Source organism: Streptomyces sp. PTY087I2, from assembly GCF_001687325.1.
Lineage (GTDB): Bacteria > Actinomycetota > Actinomycetes > Streptomycetales > Streptomycetaceae > Streptomyces.
The window spans coordinates 25,454-39,608 of the sequence record NZ_LZRD01000006.1; the positions used below are offsets into that span (position 1 = coordinate 25,454).

Genomic DNA, 14,155 nt, shown 5'->3' on the forward strand with positions numbered 1-14,155 from the left:
CGGACTCCAGCGTCGCACGCCCGCCGCCGGTCCCGGAGGTAGCCTGCCCCTATGACGCCGCAGCGACTCGAACCCATGCCCGGCGACTGGCAGCGAGCCCTGGCCGTGGTCGCCCACCCCGACGACCTGGAGTACGGCGCGGCCGCCGCCGTGGCCGAGTGGACCGACGGCGGGCGCGAGGTCGTCTACCTCCTCGCCAGCCGGGGCGAGGCCGGGATCGACACCCTGCCGCCCGAGGAGTGCGCACCGGTGCGCGAGCGGGAGCAGCGGGCGAGCGCCGCCGTCGTCGGCGTACACACCGTGGAGTTCCTGGACCACCGCGACGGCGTCATCGAGTACGGCACCGGGCTGCGCCGCGACATCGCCGCGGCCATCCGCCGCCACCGCCCTGAACTGGTCGTCACCCTCAACCACCGGGACACCTGGGGCGGGGCCGCCTGGAACACCCCCGACCACCGTGCGGTCGGGCGCGCCACCCTGGACGCCGTCGCCGACGCGGGCAACCGCTGGATCTTCCCGGAACTCGGCGAGCAGGGACTCCAGCCGTGGAACGGGGTGCGCTGGATCGCCGTGGCGGGCAGCGACCGGCCCACCCACGCGGTCGACGCGACAGCCGGTCTCGAACGCTCGGTCCGGTCGCTGCTGGAGCACCGGACGTATATCGAGGTGCTGACCCAGGAGGACCCGGAGCGGTACTGCCGGACCTTCCTCACGGGCATGGCCGAGGCCGCCGCCGAGCGGTTCGGCGGCCGGCCCGCGGTCGCCTTCGAGGTCTTCGCCCAGTAAGGCGCGTCGTCCCGTCCGTTGCCCTGTTGACAAAACGGCTTGCCGATTCTGCAATGGCCCGATGAAGGAACACGACCGGGACGATCCGGAACTGGAGTCCGTCCTCTCCGGTGTCGGCCCCCGACTGCGCCGGCTGCGCAAGGACCGCGGTGTCACCCTCGCCGCCCTCTCCGCCGCCACCGGTATCTCCGTCTCCACGCTCTCCCGGCTGGAGTCCGGCGGCCGCCGCCCCAGCCTCGAACTGATGCTGCCGATCGCCCGCGCCCACGAGGTGCCGCTCGACGACCTCGTGGGTGCCGCACCGGTCGGCGACCCCCGGGTGCGGGCCAAGCCGATCGTGCAGCACGGCCGGACCATGCTGCCGCTGACCGCCCGGCCCGGCGGCCTCCAGGCGTACAAGCTGATCCAGGAGCCGGGCAGCGGCGGCCCGCCCGAACAGCGCACGCACGAGGGGTACGAGTGGCTGTTCGTGCTCTCCGGGAAGCTGCGGCTGCTGCTGGCCGAACACGATCTGGTGCTGGAGCCGGGGGAGGCCGCCGAGTTCGACACCCGGCTTCCGCACTGGTTCGGCCCGGCCGAGGACGAGAGGGTGGAGTTCCTCAGCCTCTTCGGTCCGCAGGGCGAGCGCATGCACGTACGGGCGAAGCCCAAGCGGGCCTGACGTCCGAAGCCTTCCCGGGCCGGGGGCGAGGTGTTCCCAGATCGGCAAGCGACCGCTTAGTATGCGCCGGAGCAGTGGTAATGCCGACCGCTTCGGCGGTTGACGCCGACAGTGTTGTGGAGGCCCCTCATGCAGGCATGGCGAGTGCACCGGAACGGCGAGCCGGGCGAGGTGATGCGGCTGGAGGAGACGGACCGGCCCACGCCCGGCGACGGGCAGGTGCTCGTCGAGGTCCGCGCGGCGAACGTCAACTTCCCCGACGCCCTGCTCTGCCGGGGCCAGTACCAGGTGCGGCCGCCGCTGCCGTTCACCCCGGGCGTCGAGGTGTGCGGCACCACCGAGGACGGGCGGCGCGTCCTCGCCACCCCCGCCCTGCCCCACGGCGGCTTCGCCGACTACGTCGTCGCGGACGAGGCGGCCCTGCTGCCCGCCCCCGACGCCCTGGACGACGCCGAAGCGGCCGCCCTGCACATCGGCTACCAGACCGGCTGGTTCGGCCTGCACCGCCGCGCGAACCTCCGGCCCGGCGAGACCCTGCTCGTCCACGCGGCGGCCGGCGGCGTCGGCAGCGCCGCCGTCCAGCTCGGCAAGGCCGCGGGCGCGAAGGTCATCGGTGTCGTCGGCGGCCCCGACAAGGCGGCCGTCGCCCGCGAGCTCGGCTGCGACCTGGTCGTCGACCGGCGGAGCGAGGACATCGTCGCCGCCGTGAAGGAAGCCACCGGCGGGCGCGGCGCGGACGTCGTCTACGACCCGGTCGGCGGCGAGGCCTACGCCAAGTCCACCAAGTGCGTCGCCTTCGAGGGGCGCATCCTCGTCGTCGGCTTCGCCGGCGGCGTCATCCCCACCCCGGCCCTCAACCACGCCCTCGTGAAGAACTACTCGGTCGTCGGACTCCACTGGGGCCTCTACAACACCAAGGACCCGGCCGCCGTCCGCGCCTGCCACGACGAGCTGACCAAGCTCACCGAGCAGGGCATCGTCAAACCCCTGATCAGCGAGCGTGTCGCCATGGCCGGGGCCGCCGACGCCGTCCAGCGCGTCGCCGACGGCACCAGCACCGGCCGCATCGTCGTCCTGCCCGGAGGCGCCCGATGAGCCCCGCCGTGGACGCCGCAGAGGTCCGCCGCCGCACCCGCGAGCTGCTCGCCGCGCACCCGCCCGCCACCACCGGCCGCACCGACTTCCTCAAGGCCCGCTTCGACGCCGGCCTCGCCTGGGTCCACTACCCGGTGGGCCTCGGGGGGCTCGATGCGCCCCGCTCCCTCCAGCAGGTCGCCGACGCCGAACTCGCCGCCGCCGACGCGCCGGACAACGACCCGCGCCGCATCGGCATCGGCCTCGGCATGGCCGCCCCGACCATCCTCGGCTTCGGCACCGACGAGCAGAAGCGCCGCTTCCTGCGCCCGCTCTGGGTGGGCGAGGAGGTCTGGTGCCAGCTGTTCAGCGAGCCGGGCGCCGGATCCGACCTCGCGGCCCTCGCCACCCGGGCCGTCCAGGACGAGACCGGCGACTGGATCGTGGACGGGCAGAAGGTCTGGACGTCCAGCGCCCATCTGGCCCGCTGGGCGATCCTCATCGCCCGCACCGACCCGGACCTGCCCAAGCACCGGGGCATCAGCTACTTCATCTGCGACATGACCGACCCCGGCGTGGAGGTCAGGCCGCTGCGCCAGATCACCGGCGAGGCCGAGTTCAACGAGGTCTTCCTCACCGGCGTACGGATCCCCGACAGCCACCGGCTCGGGCCCGTCGGCGAGGGCTGGAAGGTCGCCCAGACCACTCTGATGAACGAGCGCGTCTCCATCGGCGGCTCCCGCATCCCCCGCGAGGGCGGCATGATCGGCCCGGTCGCGAAGACCTGGCGCGAACGCCCCGAACTGCGCACCCCCGACACCCACCAGCGCCTGCTGACCCTCTGGGTGGAGGCCGAGGTCGCCCGGCTCACCGGCGAGCGGCTGCGCCAGCAGCTCGTCGCCGGACAGCCCGGACCCGAGGGCTCGGGCATGAAGCTCGCCTTCGCCCGCCTCAACCAGGAGATCAGCGGCCTGGAGGTCGAACTTCTCGGCGACGAGGGCCTGTTGTACAGCGACTGGACCATGGTCCGGCCGGAACTGGTCGACTTCACCGGACGGGACGCCGGCTACCGCTATCTCCGCTCCAAGGGCAACTCCATCGAGGGCGGCACCAGCGAGGTCCTGCTGAACATCGTGGCCGAACGCGTCCTCGGGCTGCCCGCCGAACCCCGTAACGACAAGGACGTCGCCTGGAAGGACCTGAGCCGATGACCGCGCCCAGCCAGACCACCGCCACCCAGCCTCCCGCCACCCCCGACCTGCTCTACTCGCAGGACGAGGAGGATCTGCGCTCCGCCGTGCGCGCCCTCCTCGCCGACCGGGCCGACGCGCCGACGGTGATCGCCGCCACCGAGTCCGACACGCCGTACGACCCGCGGCTGTGGTCCTCGCTGGCTTGCGACATCGGCGCGGCCGGACTCCTCGTCCCCGAGAAGCTCGGCGGCCAGGGCGCGTCCCACCGCGAGGCCGCCGTGGTCCTGGAGGAGCTGGGCCGCAGCGTCGCCCCCGCCCCCTACCTGACCAGCTCCGTCGTGGCCACCGAGACCCTGCTCGCGCTCGGCGCCGAGGACGGACCGGCCGCCGCGCTCCTCGGTGAACTCGCCTCCGGCGCCCGTACGGCCGTGCTCGCCGTGCCCTTCGCGACCCCGCCCGCCGGGGCGGGACCGGTCCTCGCCGCGCTCGACGGAACGGTCCGGGGCATCGCCGACGCGGCGGCCGCCGATGTGCTGCTGGTGCCGACCGCCGAAGGGCTGTACGCGGTCGAGGCCTCGGGCCCCGGCGTCACCGTCGAAGCGCTCGTCCCGCTCGACCTGACCCGCCCGCTCGCCGCCGTCACTTTGGCCGGGGCGGCCGGGACCCTGCTGGCCGACGCGGACGCCGGGGCCACCGCCGTACGGCGCGGACTGCTCGCCGGGGCCGGACTGCTCGCCTCCGAACAGCTCGGGATCGCCGAGTGGTGTCTGACCGAGACCGTCCGCCACACCCGCGAACGCCACCAGTTCAACCGGCCGGTCGGATCGTTCCAGGCGCTCAAGCACCGGATGGCACACCTCTGGCTGGAGGTCGTCTCGGCCCGCGCCGCCGCCCGCAACGCCGCCGACGCGCTCGCCACCGGCAGCCCCGACGCCCCGCTCGCCGTCGCGGTGGCCCAGGCGTACTGCTCGGGCGTCGCCGTGCACGCCGCCGAGGAGTGCGTCCAGCTGCACGGCGGGATCGGCATGACCTGGGAGCACCCGGCGCACCTGTACCTCAAGCGCGCCAAGGCGGACTCGATCGCGTACGGCACGGCGGGCAGCCATCGTCAGGCCGTCGCGGAGCTGGCGGAACTCCCGGCTCCGTAGCGCTCGACCGCCTTCCGAGGCGCCGGTCGGCTCGTCCATTGCGGTGGTGTGCGCGTGCGAGGCGACCCGTTCCGCCCCGGTGGGCGTTTGTCCGTGGGGCGCGAGCGCGCTCGGGCAGACGACCGACAAGGGTGTGAGGCAGGCGATGACGGACATGGATCGCAGGAGGGTTCTTCAGCTGACCTCGGCGGCGACCGTCGCCGGGGGACTGGCCGTCGGGGCGGGCGGGGCCGCCCACGCGGCGCGCAGGGCGGACCGCCGGATCGTTCTGACCGGCAGGCGTACGGGGGCGAACATCCCGGACGTCCTCACGGCCGGCGTCCCGTACTTCGTCCGGTACGACCTGTCGGACGCACAGGGCGACAGCGTGGGCACCGAGAACGCGCACTGCCTGCCCGTTTCCGTGGGGCTGGACGGTTCGTCCGTCCTGGCGACGCTGGTGCTCAGCCTCGACGACGGCCTGATCACGGCTGCCACGGTCTTCCAGCGGCCGCTGCCCGCCGTCACCGAGTCCCCGGTGAACGCCCAACCGTGGTCCCACGTCTTCGCTGTCACCGGAGGGACGGGGGCCCACGCCGGCGCGGTCGGCTCGATCACGATCGACCACCCGACGCGGGACGAGGACGTACTCACCATCGAGTTGGCCGACGCCTCGCTCTAGGCGGGCGCGGCCGCCGCGGGAGTCCATCCTCGGTCGTACCGGCCCTGGTACGCCCCGTCTCGTCTGTCGAGGCGGGGTGTACCAGGGCCTTTTTACGTGCTGTTTGACCCGCTGTTCCACCCAAGCCGCTTCGCCTCAGGTCATACGCTTCGGTTGTTCAATGCACTGCGAACTTTTGAGCCGCGATGGCTTACCCATAAGGCAACGGTGAGTTGCGGATGCAAGGGACCTTCGGATGAGTGCCCTTGTGTGAGGCCTGTACGTCTCACCGCCAATCGTGCACGAACTCGTTAGGCCCCAGCGCCAGGAACTTAGCCGCATTTGGTGTGGTAGGGGAGCATGGACAGGTGTTTCTGCCACTGCGAACGGGTCGGGGTGTCGGTGTTGGTACAGATCTGTCGGACGCTTTCGTCTACTGCCAATGGCCACAGCCGAACTGTGTTGTCCTGTCCACCAGTGGCGAGGATCTGGCTGTTGGGGAGGTAAGCCAGTGATGTGATTTCTGCGGGGCTGATGGCAAGGGGATGGTCGATTTCGGCAGGGCGAGCCGGGTCTGTTACGTCCCACAGGCGTACGCCGTCGCCGCTGGTGGCGAGAGTGCGCCCGTCGGGGCTGAAAGCCAGGTCAGTGACACGGGTGGTGTAGCCGCTCAGCGGCGGCCCGAGGAGCGTGGGGTGATTGTGGTCGGAGATGTTCCATAGCTTGACGTCGCCGTCTCCTGGGCCGCCGCTGACGCCAGCTGAACTGACTGTCGCGAGAGTGTCCCCGTCCGGGCTGAGCGCCATCCACCTTGCGCCGCCGGTGATAGGCGGCCCGGAGCGGACCGGATGTTCCGGATCGGTCACGTCCCACAACTGCACCGTGTTGGACGTATAGCGACCGGCAACGGCGAGGGTATGTCCGTCGGCACTGAAAACAAGGCTGGCCTGCGCCCAGTTGCTCGCGCTGTCACCGTCCGCGGTGATCGGCTCGCCGCGCAGCCGGGGACGGGCGGGTTCTGACACGTCCCACAGCCTCACGCTGTTGTCACCACCGACCACACCTGTGGCGGTGGCGGTGGCGAGGGTCTGTCCGTCAGGGCTGAACGCCACCGACACGACGCCAGCTCCGATGCTGGCGGAGATTTGCGAGAGGACGGCAGGCTTGGTCGGCTCTTCAAGGTTCCAGAGGATCACCCGTCTCTCGCCGTTGGCAACGGTGGCGAGGGTGCGGCCGTCAGGGCTGAACGCCAGCGATATCACGGGGCCGCTGAAATCTTTGATCATGCTGAGGGGAACGGGGTGCGCTGGATCCGAGGTGCTCCACAGCCACACGGTGTTGTCATTTGCGGCAGAGGCGAGAATGTGGCCGTTAGGAGCGGGCACGGTTGAGCTGACGGCTTCGGTGTGTCCGGTGAGTAGAGCTGTGGGCAGGTGCCACAGTTGTACCGTTTGGTCACCGTTGGCGGTAGCGAATGTGAGACCGTCCCGGGCGAACGACATGGCTGTCGTGGAGTGGCCCGCCAGGGGTGAGGCCATGGACTTCGGATGGGCAGGGTCGGCGATGTTCCACAGCCGGAGAGTCCGTTCTCCGTCGGGGGCGGCGAGGATGCGGCCGTCCGCGCTCAGCGCCATTGCGCTGCCTCCGCCAAGAAAACTTGTCACAGGATTGCCCAACGCGACCACGTGCTCCGGGTCAGTCACATTCAGGAGGTGGACGGTGCCGCCGTCGCCGATGGCGAGTGTGCGGCCGTCGGGTGTGAACGTCGCGGTACCGACAGCGGTCCAGATCTTGCCGCGCAAGACAGGTTGGGCGGGGTCCGTGACGTTCCACATCCGCGCGCCGTCGTTGACGGAAGACGTCACGAGTGACCGGCCGTCCGGGCTCCACGTGACGACGTTGACTGCGGACGCGTGGCTGAGGGGGTGGCCTAGCGGGACCGGGTTGGCCGGATCCTTCACATCCCATAGTTGCTCCTCCCAGTAGGTGTCGCCGCCGGTTGCCAGCGTGTGCCCGTCAGGGCTGAACGCCAGAGGGCTGCCGCCGTCGCTATGGGGGAGGGCCGCGCCGAGCGCGCGGGGACTGGCCGGGTCGGTGACGTCCCACAGCCGTACTCCCGTATTTCCAGGTACCGGGCCGGATGACGTGGCGAGTGTGTCTCCATCGGGGCTGAACACCATCCAGGTGGCGCCAGGAACTCGGAGGGGGGTACCAAGCAGCACGGGGCGCGTCGGATCCGTCATATCCCAGAAGCGCACTATGCCTGTGTCTTTGGCATCGTCGTGGCCAGCGGCGGCGAGCGTGCGGCCATCGGGGCTGAAAGCCACCTCGCTGACGCTGGAGGAGAATGCGTTCAGGACGGTGGGAAGCGGCTTGTTCGCGTCTTCGACCAAACGCGTGTAGCGGTCTGCGGTGGGATTCAGTCGATATGCCTCGATGTCTGCCCTGGCCGCGAGTGAGGGATCGGTAGCGTGTAGCTGGTCCGCTCGCGCGGTGACTTGGCTGATCAGTGCGGTCTGCTGCTGAGTTTGGGCGAGGTCGCGCTGGTGGAAGGCGAATGCCCCCGTCATCACGGCGGCAAGAATGAGCGCTGTGACAGCGATGCGGCCTGTACGGAACTGCCGGGCGTACCCGTCGGCCTCACGGAGGGTTGCGGCGAACTTTACGTCCCCGGGCCGGGGAGCGGTTGCGGTGACTTCGAGGCGGTTCGGCTCGGGGGCGACCAGGCGGAAGCCCTTACGGCGAGCAGCGAGCAGCTTTGCGTCCAGGCCAGCGACCCTGAGCAGGCGGCCGTCCGTATCGAGAGCGCCGGTCACCACGGTGCGCGGGCGCAGCCCGTAGAAGACATCTCGGAGCCGGCCCGCTCCTGGCCGGCGCCGCAGCAGCGCTCGAAGGCCGAGTGCGAAGGCTACGCCGAGGGAAGGCCCCTCGATCTGTTCCGGGGGCGAGGGTTCGTCGGACAGGACGATCCGCCACACTACGCAGCGGTCTTCGGACTGCGTGCCACCGGCCAGGTGCCAGGCCGTGCCCATCGCGGAGGCGAACTGGGCGTTCGGGCTGCGCACCCCGTCCATCGTTCGCGGGTCGGGATACAGTCCTGCCGGTCCCGGGGGAAACTCTCTCAGTTCCAGAATGCCAGTGGCGCCTTCGGCGGCCGGGCTCTCTCCGTTCTGTCCGGGTGAGCGGCCGAAGACCACTGGTACCCGCACGACGGGTCCCCTGCGCGGTGCTGTGCCCGCCATCATGAGCGTGGAGATCACCAGAAGTCCCTCGGCAGCCCGCGACGACCCGGCCGGAGACGCGGTATGGCGCAACTGCTGACTCCGTTGCAGGAGAGCGTCGACTCTGCCTGCGAGGCGGGGCGAGAGTTGGGCGATCCCCTCGCCAGACGGCTGTGCCGGCCCGGGGGCGGCTTGGGGGCACAGCAGCCCACTGCCTTCCCACGCCGCGAGCAGTCGCCGGAGCGAGCCGTCGTATTCCTCGGCATCGCCTTTGGACGGAACCAGCGCCCTGGCGAGGAGGAAGGGATGGTCGGCTCTCGCCGATTCCGTGTGTTTATGGTCTGGTGTATTCGCCGCGAGCCAGTCGCGTAGTTCCTCGGCTCCATGACTGCCGAGCCACGCAGGATCGTCACGAACCGCTTCACTGCAGCAGTTCCACCACAGTGCTGACTCACCCAGCAATTCCCGGACTGAGGCCTGCGGGCCTGATGCCTGCTCCAGCACTTTTTCGACCATGGTCCGAGCCGTGTAGCTGCCGCGAATTCTCGACAAACGCCAACCCGTTCGATGTCGCTCCGAGGTTCGCGCGGGAGCTACATCCTGGCTACCCGCGTGATGCCCAGGACCCGCTGCCCCGGTCACTGCAGTTCCTGGTCGATGACGCGACGAAGACCGGCGTCCGAAATCAGCGCCCGTACCGCGCGCCAGGCATCACGGGTCGCATCATTGAGCGAAGCGCCGGCCGACAGCGTGATCGTCTCGGCGGTCCACATACTGTCCGGACTCACCGGTGCTGCCGTGGAGGCTGTCCATTCTCTCCCGACGAAGTCCGGGAGCCGGACGTACGAAGCCGCAGGACCAAAGCGCCCCCGCACCACAGGCACCAGCAGCACCCGCTCAGAACCAGCCCCTCCCGTATACCTGACCGTCGTCATCAGAGGTGTGCCGGCGACGCCCTCGGCCCCGTGCACGACAAGTTCCAGACTGTACGCAGGCACGGTGTCCCCGTGCCTGCGCACGAGGAACCGGGCGGTGCCGTCAGGGGACGATGCCTCCACCAGCACGGTGTCGCCTCCTGCAGCAGCCAGTCCGCCGACCATCGGAAGCTGCGGGAGAGGAAACCAGCCCGGAGCAAGTGGCTGAGTGCCTGACCGATCGGGCGTAGTCCTGGAAACGGTATGCCGGTTCCCGGTTGGTTCTTCTCGGAGGACAGGGTCGGCAGTGAGCGGTGCGGAGGGCAAGTCCGCACCAATGAACGAGGCCCATAGCCGCTGCCGCACTGTGTACCCTGCACGGGCGCGACTTCCTGTCCGGGAGCGGTGGGTAACAGTGCTACCGGTGAACGAGCGCCAGGAGCGCCGGGCGATCGCGCTGATCGTCATGACGGCACTTCCCCAGGGACAGGAGACGCTCCCCCGTGATCCGCTGGGGCCACGGGCGTTGCTGGCGGTGCTTCGCCGGGTGCGCGCAGAGCCTCGGCCGGTGTCGTCGCACGCCCGATCTGGGCCAGCAGTGCCGGCGCGGAAGCTCCCACGGCCACCGCTGCGTAGATACCGGTGACCTCCGTGTGGAGCAGCCATCCGGCTGCGCCTCCCAGGGCCACGCGCATGAGCGCGGCGAGCGAGTCCGCAAGTGGATCGACGAACCTGCCGAGCGGTGGGAGCGGTGTCTCTGACATCCGCGCTGAATGTCGAGCCTCTTGCCAGCTGCGTAATCGTCCGTAGGTGACGGCCGCTTCGGCGATCAGTCCACCGACCGCCCCGGACGCCACAGCCTCTATCCACGTCAGCATCAATCCGCCCCCAGCCGACCCAGTAATTACACTGCCTGACGGTCAATTAGCCTACGCCCTCGGCGTGATCGCACCGATGGCGCAATCGGCAACGAGCTCGTCCAATTCGCTCCGCGGGAGCCGTAACCCGTTCGAGCTCCGACATCCCGCGCCTCTCTCGGCCTGGCGACACCGCACACGACGGATGGTAGACAGCCCCTCGCGACATGCGCAGCGGAACCTGAGAACCGCACCAGTAGTCAGGGCTGCCCCTGAATTTGTCCTACCGCAGGCGTTCGGTAGGGGCGAGGTGGCGGTGACCTGGGCCTTGCAGGTCACCAGCTTCCCGGGCGGATCATGTCGTGCGGCGCTCTTTGATCACCATTGTCGACGTCCTGAGCCGCGACGCCGGGCAGACGTGTTCCACTGCGGACACCACGCTGCCTGCCCCTCGGGCGCGGAACGGGTCATTGCTGGGGTTGTGGCCTCAACGTGCCGGGGCCTGCACTCATCGGCGTTCACGTCCTCCACTTTGCGACGTGGAGCACGGTGTCTACAGGGCGGTCGTTGGTGGAGATGGTTTCATCGGACAGCTGCCGACCGCATAGCCATGAGGGTGATGGCGGTTCAGGTGGTGAGGGTTGCTGAGGCCGAGGGCGGATTCGATGGAGTTGGGCTGGCAACGATGTGCCGCGCCCACTTGCTGTTCGTATGCCTCCAGACCAACTGATGAAATCTCAGTCTGGTGGGCCGGGCTTTGAACAGGACAAAGCGGACGTGTTTGCATGCCGTCTGGCGGCGTCTCCCTTGTGTCGGGAAGCGAGAGGCGCGACTACTCGCCCCGCAATATGACCGCGAGCTTGTCGCCCAAGTCGTCTCCTGGCCCACAACTTCACTCGTCAGCGTGGCGATCTGCCCGAAGGTGGGTATGCAGAGATCCACGGCCGTCGATTTCCCTTTTGCCGCGGCCGCGGGTTGATCGATCTTCCTCTCAGCGCAGACGATGCTGACGCGGAGATGTTCGACTTCGTCGAGCCCCCGTTCAGCTTGATCCATCCAAGCGATGAGATTGTCGCGGGACCTCGACGACGAGGAGGAGACGTTGCGTCGGCCCGGCCGCTGGTGTCCACGGAGAATTTGCGCCGCGCGGTATCGGCCAGCGGGCGAAGTGGCCGTTCTCGTCGGGACAGCTGGCCGTGGGGCCAGCCACCCAGAGTTCCACGCTCGTCGGTGTTCAGGTCCTCCAGCGCGTCTCCTCCAACCAGCAAGCCGATCGAAGAAGTTGTTCGCCGAGGCGGCGTGGCAGCGCACGTTCAGCTCCTGGAACCGGGTGGTGTGGTCGTCACCGAGACGGTGCTGGATCCGGCGCATGTGGTGCCAGGACGCACAGCCATGCGGGGTTCGCCGTTCGGCGAGGTCGGTGCAGGCCTGGACCGTCGCGGTGATCCATCGCTCCAGGGCGACCAGCTGTTCGTCGCGCGAGGTGAGTGCGCCGGTCGTGGCCAGGACACTCCGCAGGTGGGCCGGCACTCCCCGTGGGCAATTCGTCGAGAGCCTCGTGGGTCACGGGCCGCTCGTCGCGGGCTGCGAGTTCCAGGAGGCCGCGGGCCTTGGATCGGGAGGCCCAGGCGAAGGCGACGTCGGGCGCTCGGTACTCGTCAACGCGTCGTCGAACGGGCCGAGTTCGGGGCGGTCAGCTCTTTCAGGCACTGAGAACCCAGGAGTGGTATCCGGAATCGACCTTCGAACGGAGCCAGCGAAGTCTCGAGGATCGCGGTCGTGGAGGCTGTCGTGCGTCTGGTGCTGGGAGAGGCAGGCCCCGACATCGCGGCTCGGCCCGGCGAGCGGAGCCCGGCGCAGAAGTTCAGAGAGATTTCCTTTGGCTGCCTCCGATCACCTCTGCTACCCAATCCCGCAGGTCACAGCGGATTCGTCGCCTATTGGCACAGGTCGAAGAGGGGCAGCGGAAAACGTGCTGTTTAATTGCATGCTGTTCGCAACAACAGTCGATCTTGAACAGGGATGTGCAGAGTATGACGGCCCGATCCATACGGGTGGCGGTCGCCGCCACACTGGCGACCGCCCTGTCCCTGACCGCGGCGGCCTGCTCGAACCCGGACAGCGCCAAGAGCGGATCCGGTTCGGGCTCCACCTCGGCCGTCGTCGGCATCGCCTACGAGCCCGACAGCCTGAGCCCGCTGCTCGGCTACGGCAAGGACGGCAACTCCAAGATCTTCGACGGGCTGCTGGCCCTGGACGCGGACATGAAGCTCCGCCCCGCCCTCGCCGCCGCGCTCCCCGAGGTCAGCGATGACGGGCTGACGTACACGTACAAGCTGCGTCAGGGCGTGAAGTTCAGCGACGGCAAGGCGTTCGGCGCCAAGGACGTCGTCTTCACCTACCGCACCATCCTCGACGAGAAGACCAACAACCCCTCCCGCACCGAGCTGGACGCCGTCAAGGACGTCACGGCGAAGGGCGAGGACACGGTCGTCTTCACGCTCAAGTACCCCTACGCGCCCTTCGCCCAGCGCACCGTCCTGCCCATCGCCCCCGAGCACATCGCGGGCGAGCAGGACGTCAACTCCGGGGCCTTCACCACCAAGCCGATCGGCACCGGGCCCTACGTGCTCACCAAGTGGTCCAAGGGCGAGAAGCTCAGCTTCACCGCCAACCCCCACTACTGGGGCGGCGAACCCGAGGTGAAGAAGTTCACCATGGCGATCATCAAGGACGACGACGTGCGCGCCACCCGGCTGCGCTCCGGCGACCTCGACGGCGCGATCCTGCCGCCCAACCTCGCCAAGGGCTTCGCGAACGACAAGGGCAAGAAGACCTACGCGGCGACCAGCTACGACTACCGCACGGTGACGCTCCCGACCAACAACAAGGTCGCGGGCGACACCGCCGTGCGCCGCGCCCTCGATGTGGCGGTCGACCGGCAGACGATGGTCGACGCCATCCTCAACGGCAGCGGCAAGCCCGCCTACGGCCCCGTCCCCACCGACAGCGAGTGGTTCACCAAGGGCACCGAGCGCACCCACGACCTGGCCGCCGCGAAGAAGATCCTGGACGAGGCCGGATGGAAGCCCGGCAAGGACGGCATCCGGGTCAAGGACGGTGTGCGCGCCACCTTCCCCCTCTGGTACCTCAGCGGTGACAAGCTCCGCCAGGAGCACGCCCTCGCCTACGCCTCCGACGCCAAGAAGGCGGGCATCGACATCCGCACCGAGGCCGGGACCTGGGAGGTCATCGAGCCCCGCATGAAGCACGACGCGGTGCTCGCGGGCGGCGGCTCCCCGGCCGACCCCGACTTCGACCAGTACACCCTGCTCAAGTCCTCCCTCGCGGGCGACGGCTTCAACAACATGGCCTGGTACGACAACAAGGCCGTCGACGCCGCGATCGAGGCGGGCCGCAGGAGCGGCGACAAGGCCGAGCGGAAGAAGGCGTACGACACCGTCCAGCGCGAGCTGGTGAAGAACCCGGGCTACACCTTCCTCACCCACATCGACCACCTCTACGTCGTCGACGACCGCTTCGGCGCCCTCACCACCCAGGTCGAGCCGCACGACCACGGGCTGGCCTCCGGACCCTGGTGGAACGTCGAGAAGTGGTCCACCGAGAACGCCGGGGACACCGGGGACGCGAAGAAGTGAGC

At 69.4% G+C, this 14,155-nt stretch carries 9 protein-coding genes; 7 read left to right on the top strand and 2 right to left on the bottom strand.

Going from position 1 to position 14,155, the window contains the following annotated elements; genetic code table 11:
- Positions 1-51: 51 nt before the first annotated feature.
- The 6 genes from A3Q37_RS07690 to A3Q37_RS07715 all read left to right on the top strand — a co-directional run bounded on the left by A3Q37_RS07690 (position 52) and on the right by A3Q37_RS07715 (position 5,523).
- Entirely contained in the window at positions 52-786 is a 735-nt protein-coding gene (locus A3Q37_RS07690; RefSeq protein WP_065479634.1) for a PIG-L deacetylase family protein, read from the top strand.
- 61 nt (positions 787-847) lie between these two features.
- Positions 848-1,447, top strand: coding sequence for a helix-turn-helix domain-containing protein (locus A3Q37_RS07695; RefSeq protein ID WP_065479637.1), 600 nt, complete (start codon positions 848-850; stop codon positions 1,445-1,447).
- 129 nt (positions 1,448-1,576) lie between these two features.
- On the top strand, positions 1,577-2,542 hold the full coding sequence (locus tag A3Q37_RS07700) for an NADPH:quinone oxidoreductase family protein (RefSeq protein ID WP_065479642.1): 966 nt from the start codon (positions 1,577-1,579) through the stop codon (positions 2,540-2,542).
- Positions 2,539-3,732: an acyl-CoA dehydrogenase family protein gene (locus A3Q37_RS07705; protein WP_065479645.1), complete on the top strand. Its 1,194-nt coding sequence runs from the start codon at positions 2,539-2,541 to the stop codon at positions 3,730-3,732. Before A3Q37_RS07700 ends, A3Q37_RS07705 begins: the two co-directional genes overlap by 4 nt.
- Positions 3,729-4,862: an acyl-CoA dehydrogenase family protein gene (locus A3Q37_RS07710; RefSeq protein ID WP_065479648.1), complete on the top strand. Its 1,134-nt coding sequence runs from the start codon at positions 3,729-3,731 to the stop codon at positions 4,860-4,862. Before A3Q37_RS07705 ends, A3Q37_RS07710 begins: the two co-directional genes overlap by 4 nt.
- A 145-nt stretch (positions 4,863-5,007) precedes the next feature.
- On the top strand, positions 5,008-5,523 hold the full coding sequence (locus A3Q37_RS07715) for a hypothetical protein (RefSeq protein ID WP_065479651.1): 516 nt from the start codon (positions 5,008-5,010) through the stop codon (positions 5,521-5,523).
- 311 nt (positions 5,524-5,834) lie between these two features.
- Here A3Q37_RS07715 and A3Q37_RS07720 read toward each other — a convergent pair whose 3' ends face one another.
- Both A3Q37_RS07720 and A3Q37_RS07730 read right to left on the bottom strand, forming a co-directional pair.
- The gene (locus A3Q37_RS07720) at positions 5,835-9,239 is read right to left on the bottom strand and encodes a WD40 repeat domain-containing protein (RefSeq protein WP_079137697.1); all 3,405 of its coding nucleotides are present in this window, start codon (positions 9,237-9,239) and stop codon (positions 5,835-5,837) included.
- Between the two features lie 122 nt (positions 9,240-9,361).
- A complete protein-coding gene (locus tag A3Q37_RS07730; RefSeq protein WP_065479660.1) occupies positions 9,362-9,787 on the bottom strand; it encodes a hypothetical protein in 426 nt (141 codons plus the stop codon).
- A 2,740-nt stretch (positions 9,788-12,527) separates the two neighbouring features.
- Here A3Q37_RS07730 and A3Q37_RS07735 point away from each other — a divergent pair.
- The gene (locus tag A3Q37_RS07735; protein ID WP_065479663.1) at positions 12,528-14,153 is read left to right on the top strand and encodes an ABC transporter substrate-binding protein; all 1,626 of its coding nucleotides are present in this window, start codon (positions 12,528-12,530) and stop codon (positions 14,151-14,153) included.
- Positions 14,154-14,155: the final 2 nt, after the last annotated feature.

Bases quoted from the DNA above. Each gene is read 5' to 3' on its own strand.
- A3Q37_RS07700 (WP_065479642.1), top strand. From the start codon at position 1,577: ATGCAGGCATGGCGAGTGCACCGGAACGGCGAGCCGGGCGAGGTGATG.
- A3Q37_RS07690 (WP_065479634.1), top strand. From the start codon at position 52: ATGACGCCGCAGCGACTCGAACCCATGCCCGGCGACTGGCAGCGAGCC.
- A3Q37_RS07695 (WP_065479637.1), top strand. From the start codon at position 848: ATGAAGGAACACGACCGGGACGATCCGGAACTGGAGTCCGTCCTCTCC.
- A3Q37_RS07715 (WP_065479651.1), top strand. From the start codon at position 5,008: ATGACGGACATGGATCGCAGGAGGGTTCTTCAGCTGACCTCGGCGGCG.
- A3Q37_RS07710 (WP_065479648.1), top strand. From the start codon at position 3,729: ATGACCGCGCCCAGCCAGACCACCGCCACCCAGCCTCCCGCCACCCCC.
- A3Q37_RS07735 (WP_065479663.1), top strand. From the start codon at position 12,528: ATGACGGCCCGATCCATACGGGTGGCGGTCGCCGCCACACTGGCGACC.
- A3Q37_RS07720 (WP_079137697.1), bottom strand. From the start codon at position 9,239: ATGGTCGAAAAAGTGCTGGAGCAGGCATCAGGCCCGCAGGCCTCAGTC.
- A3Q37_RS07705 (WP_065479645.1), top strand. From the start codon at position 2,539: ATGAGCCCCGCCGTGGACGCCGCAGAGGTCCGCCGCCGCACCCGCGAG.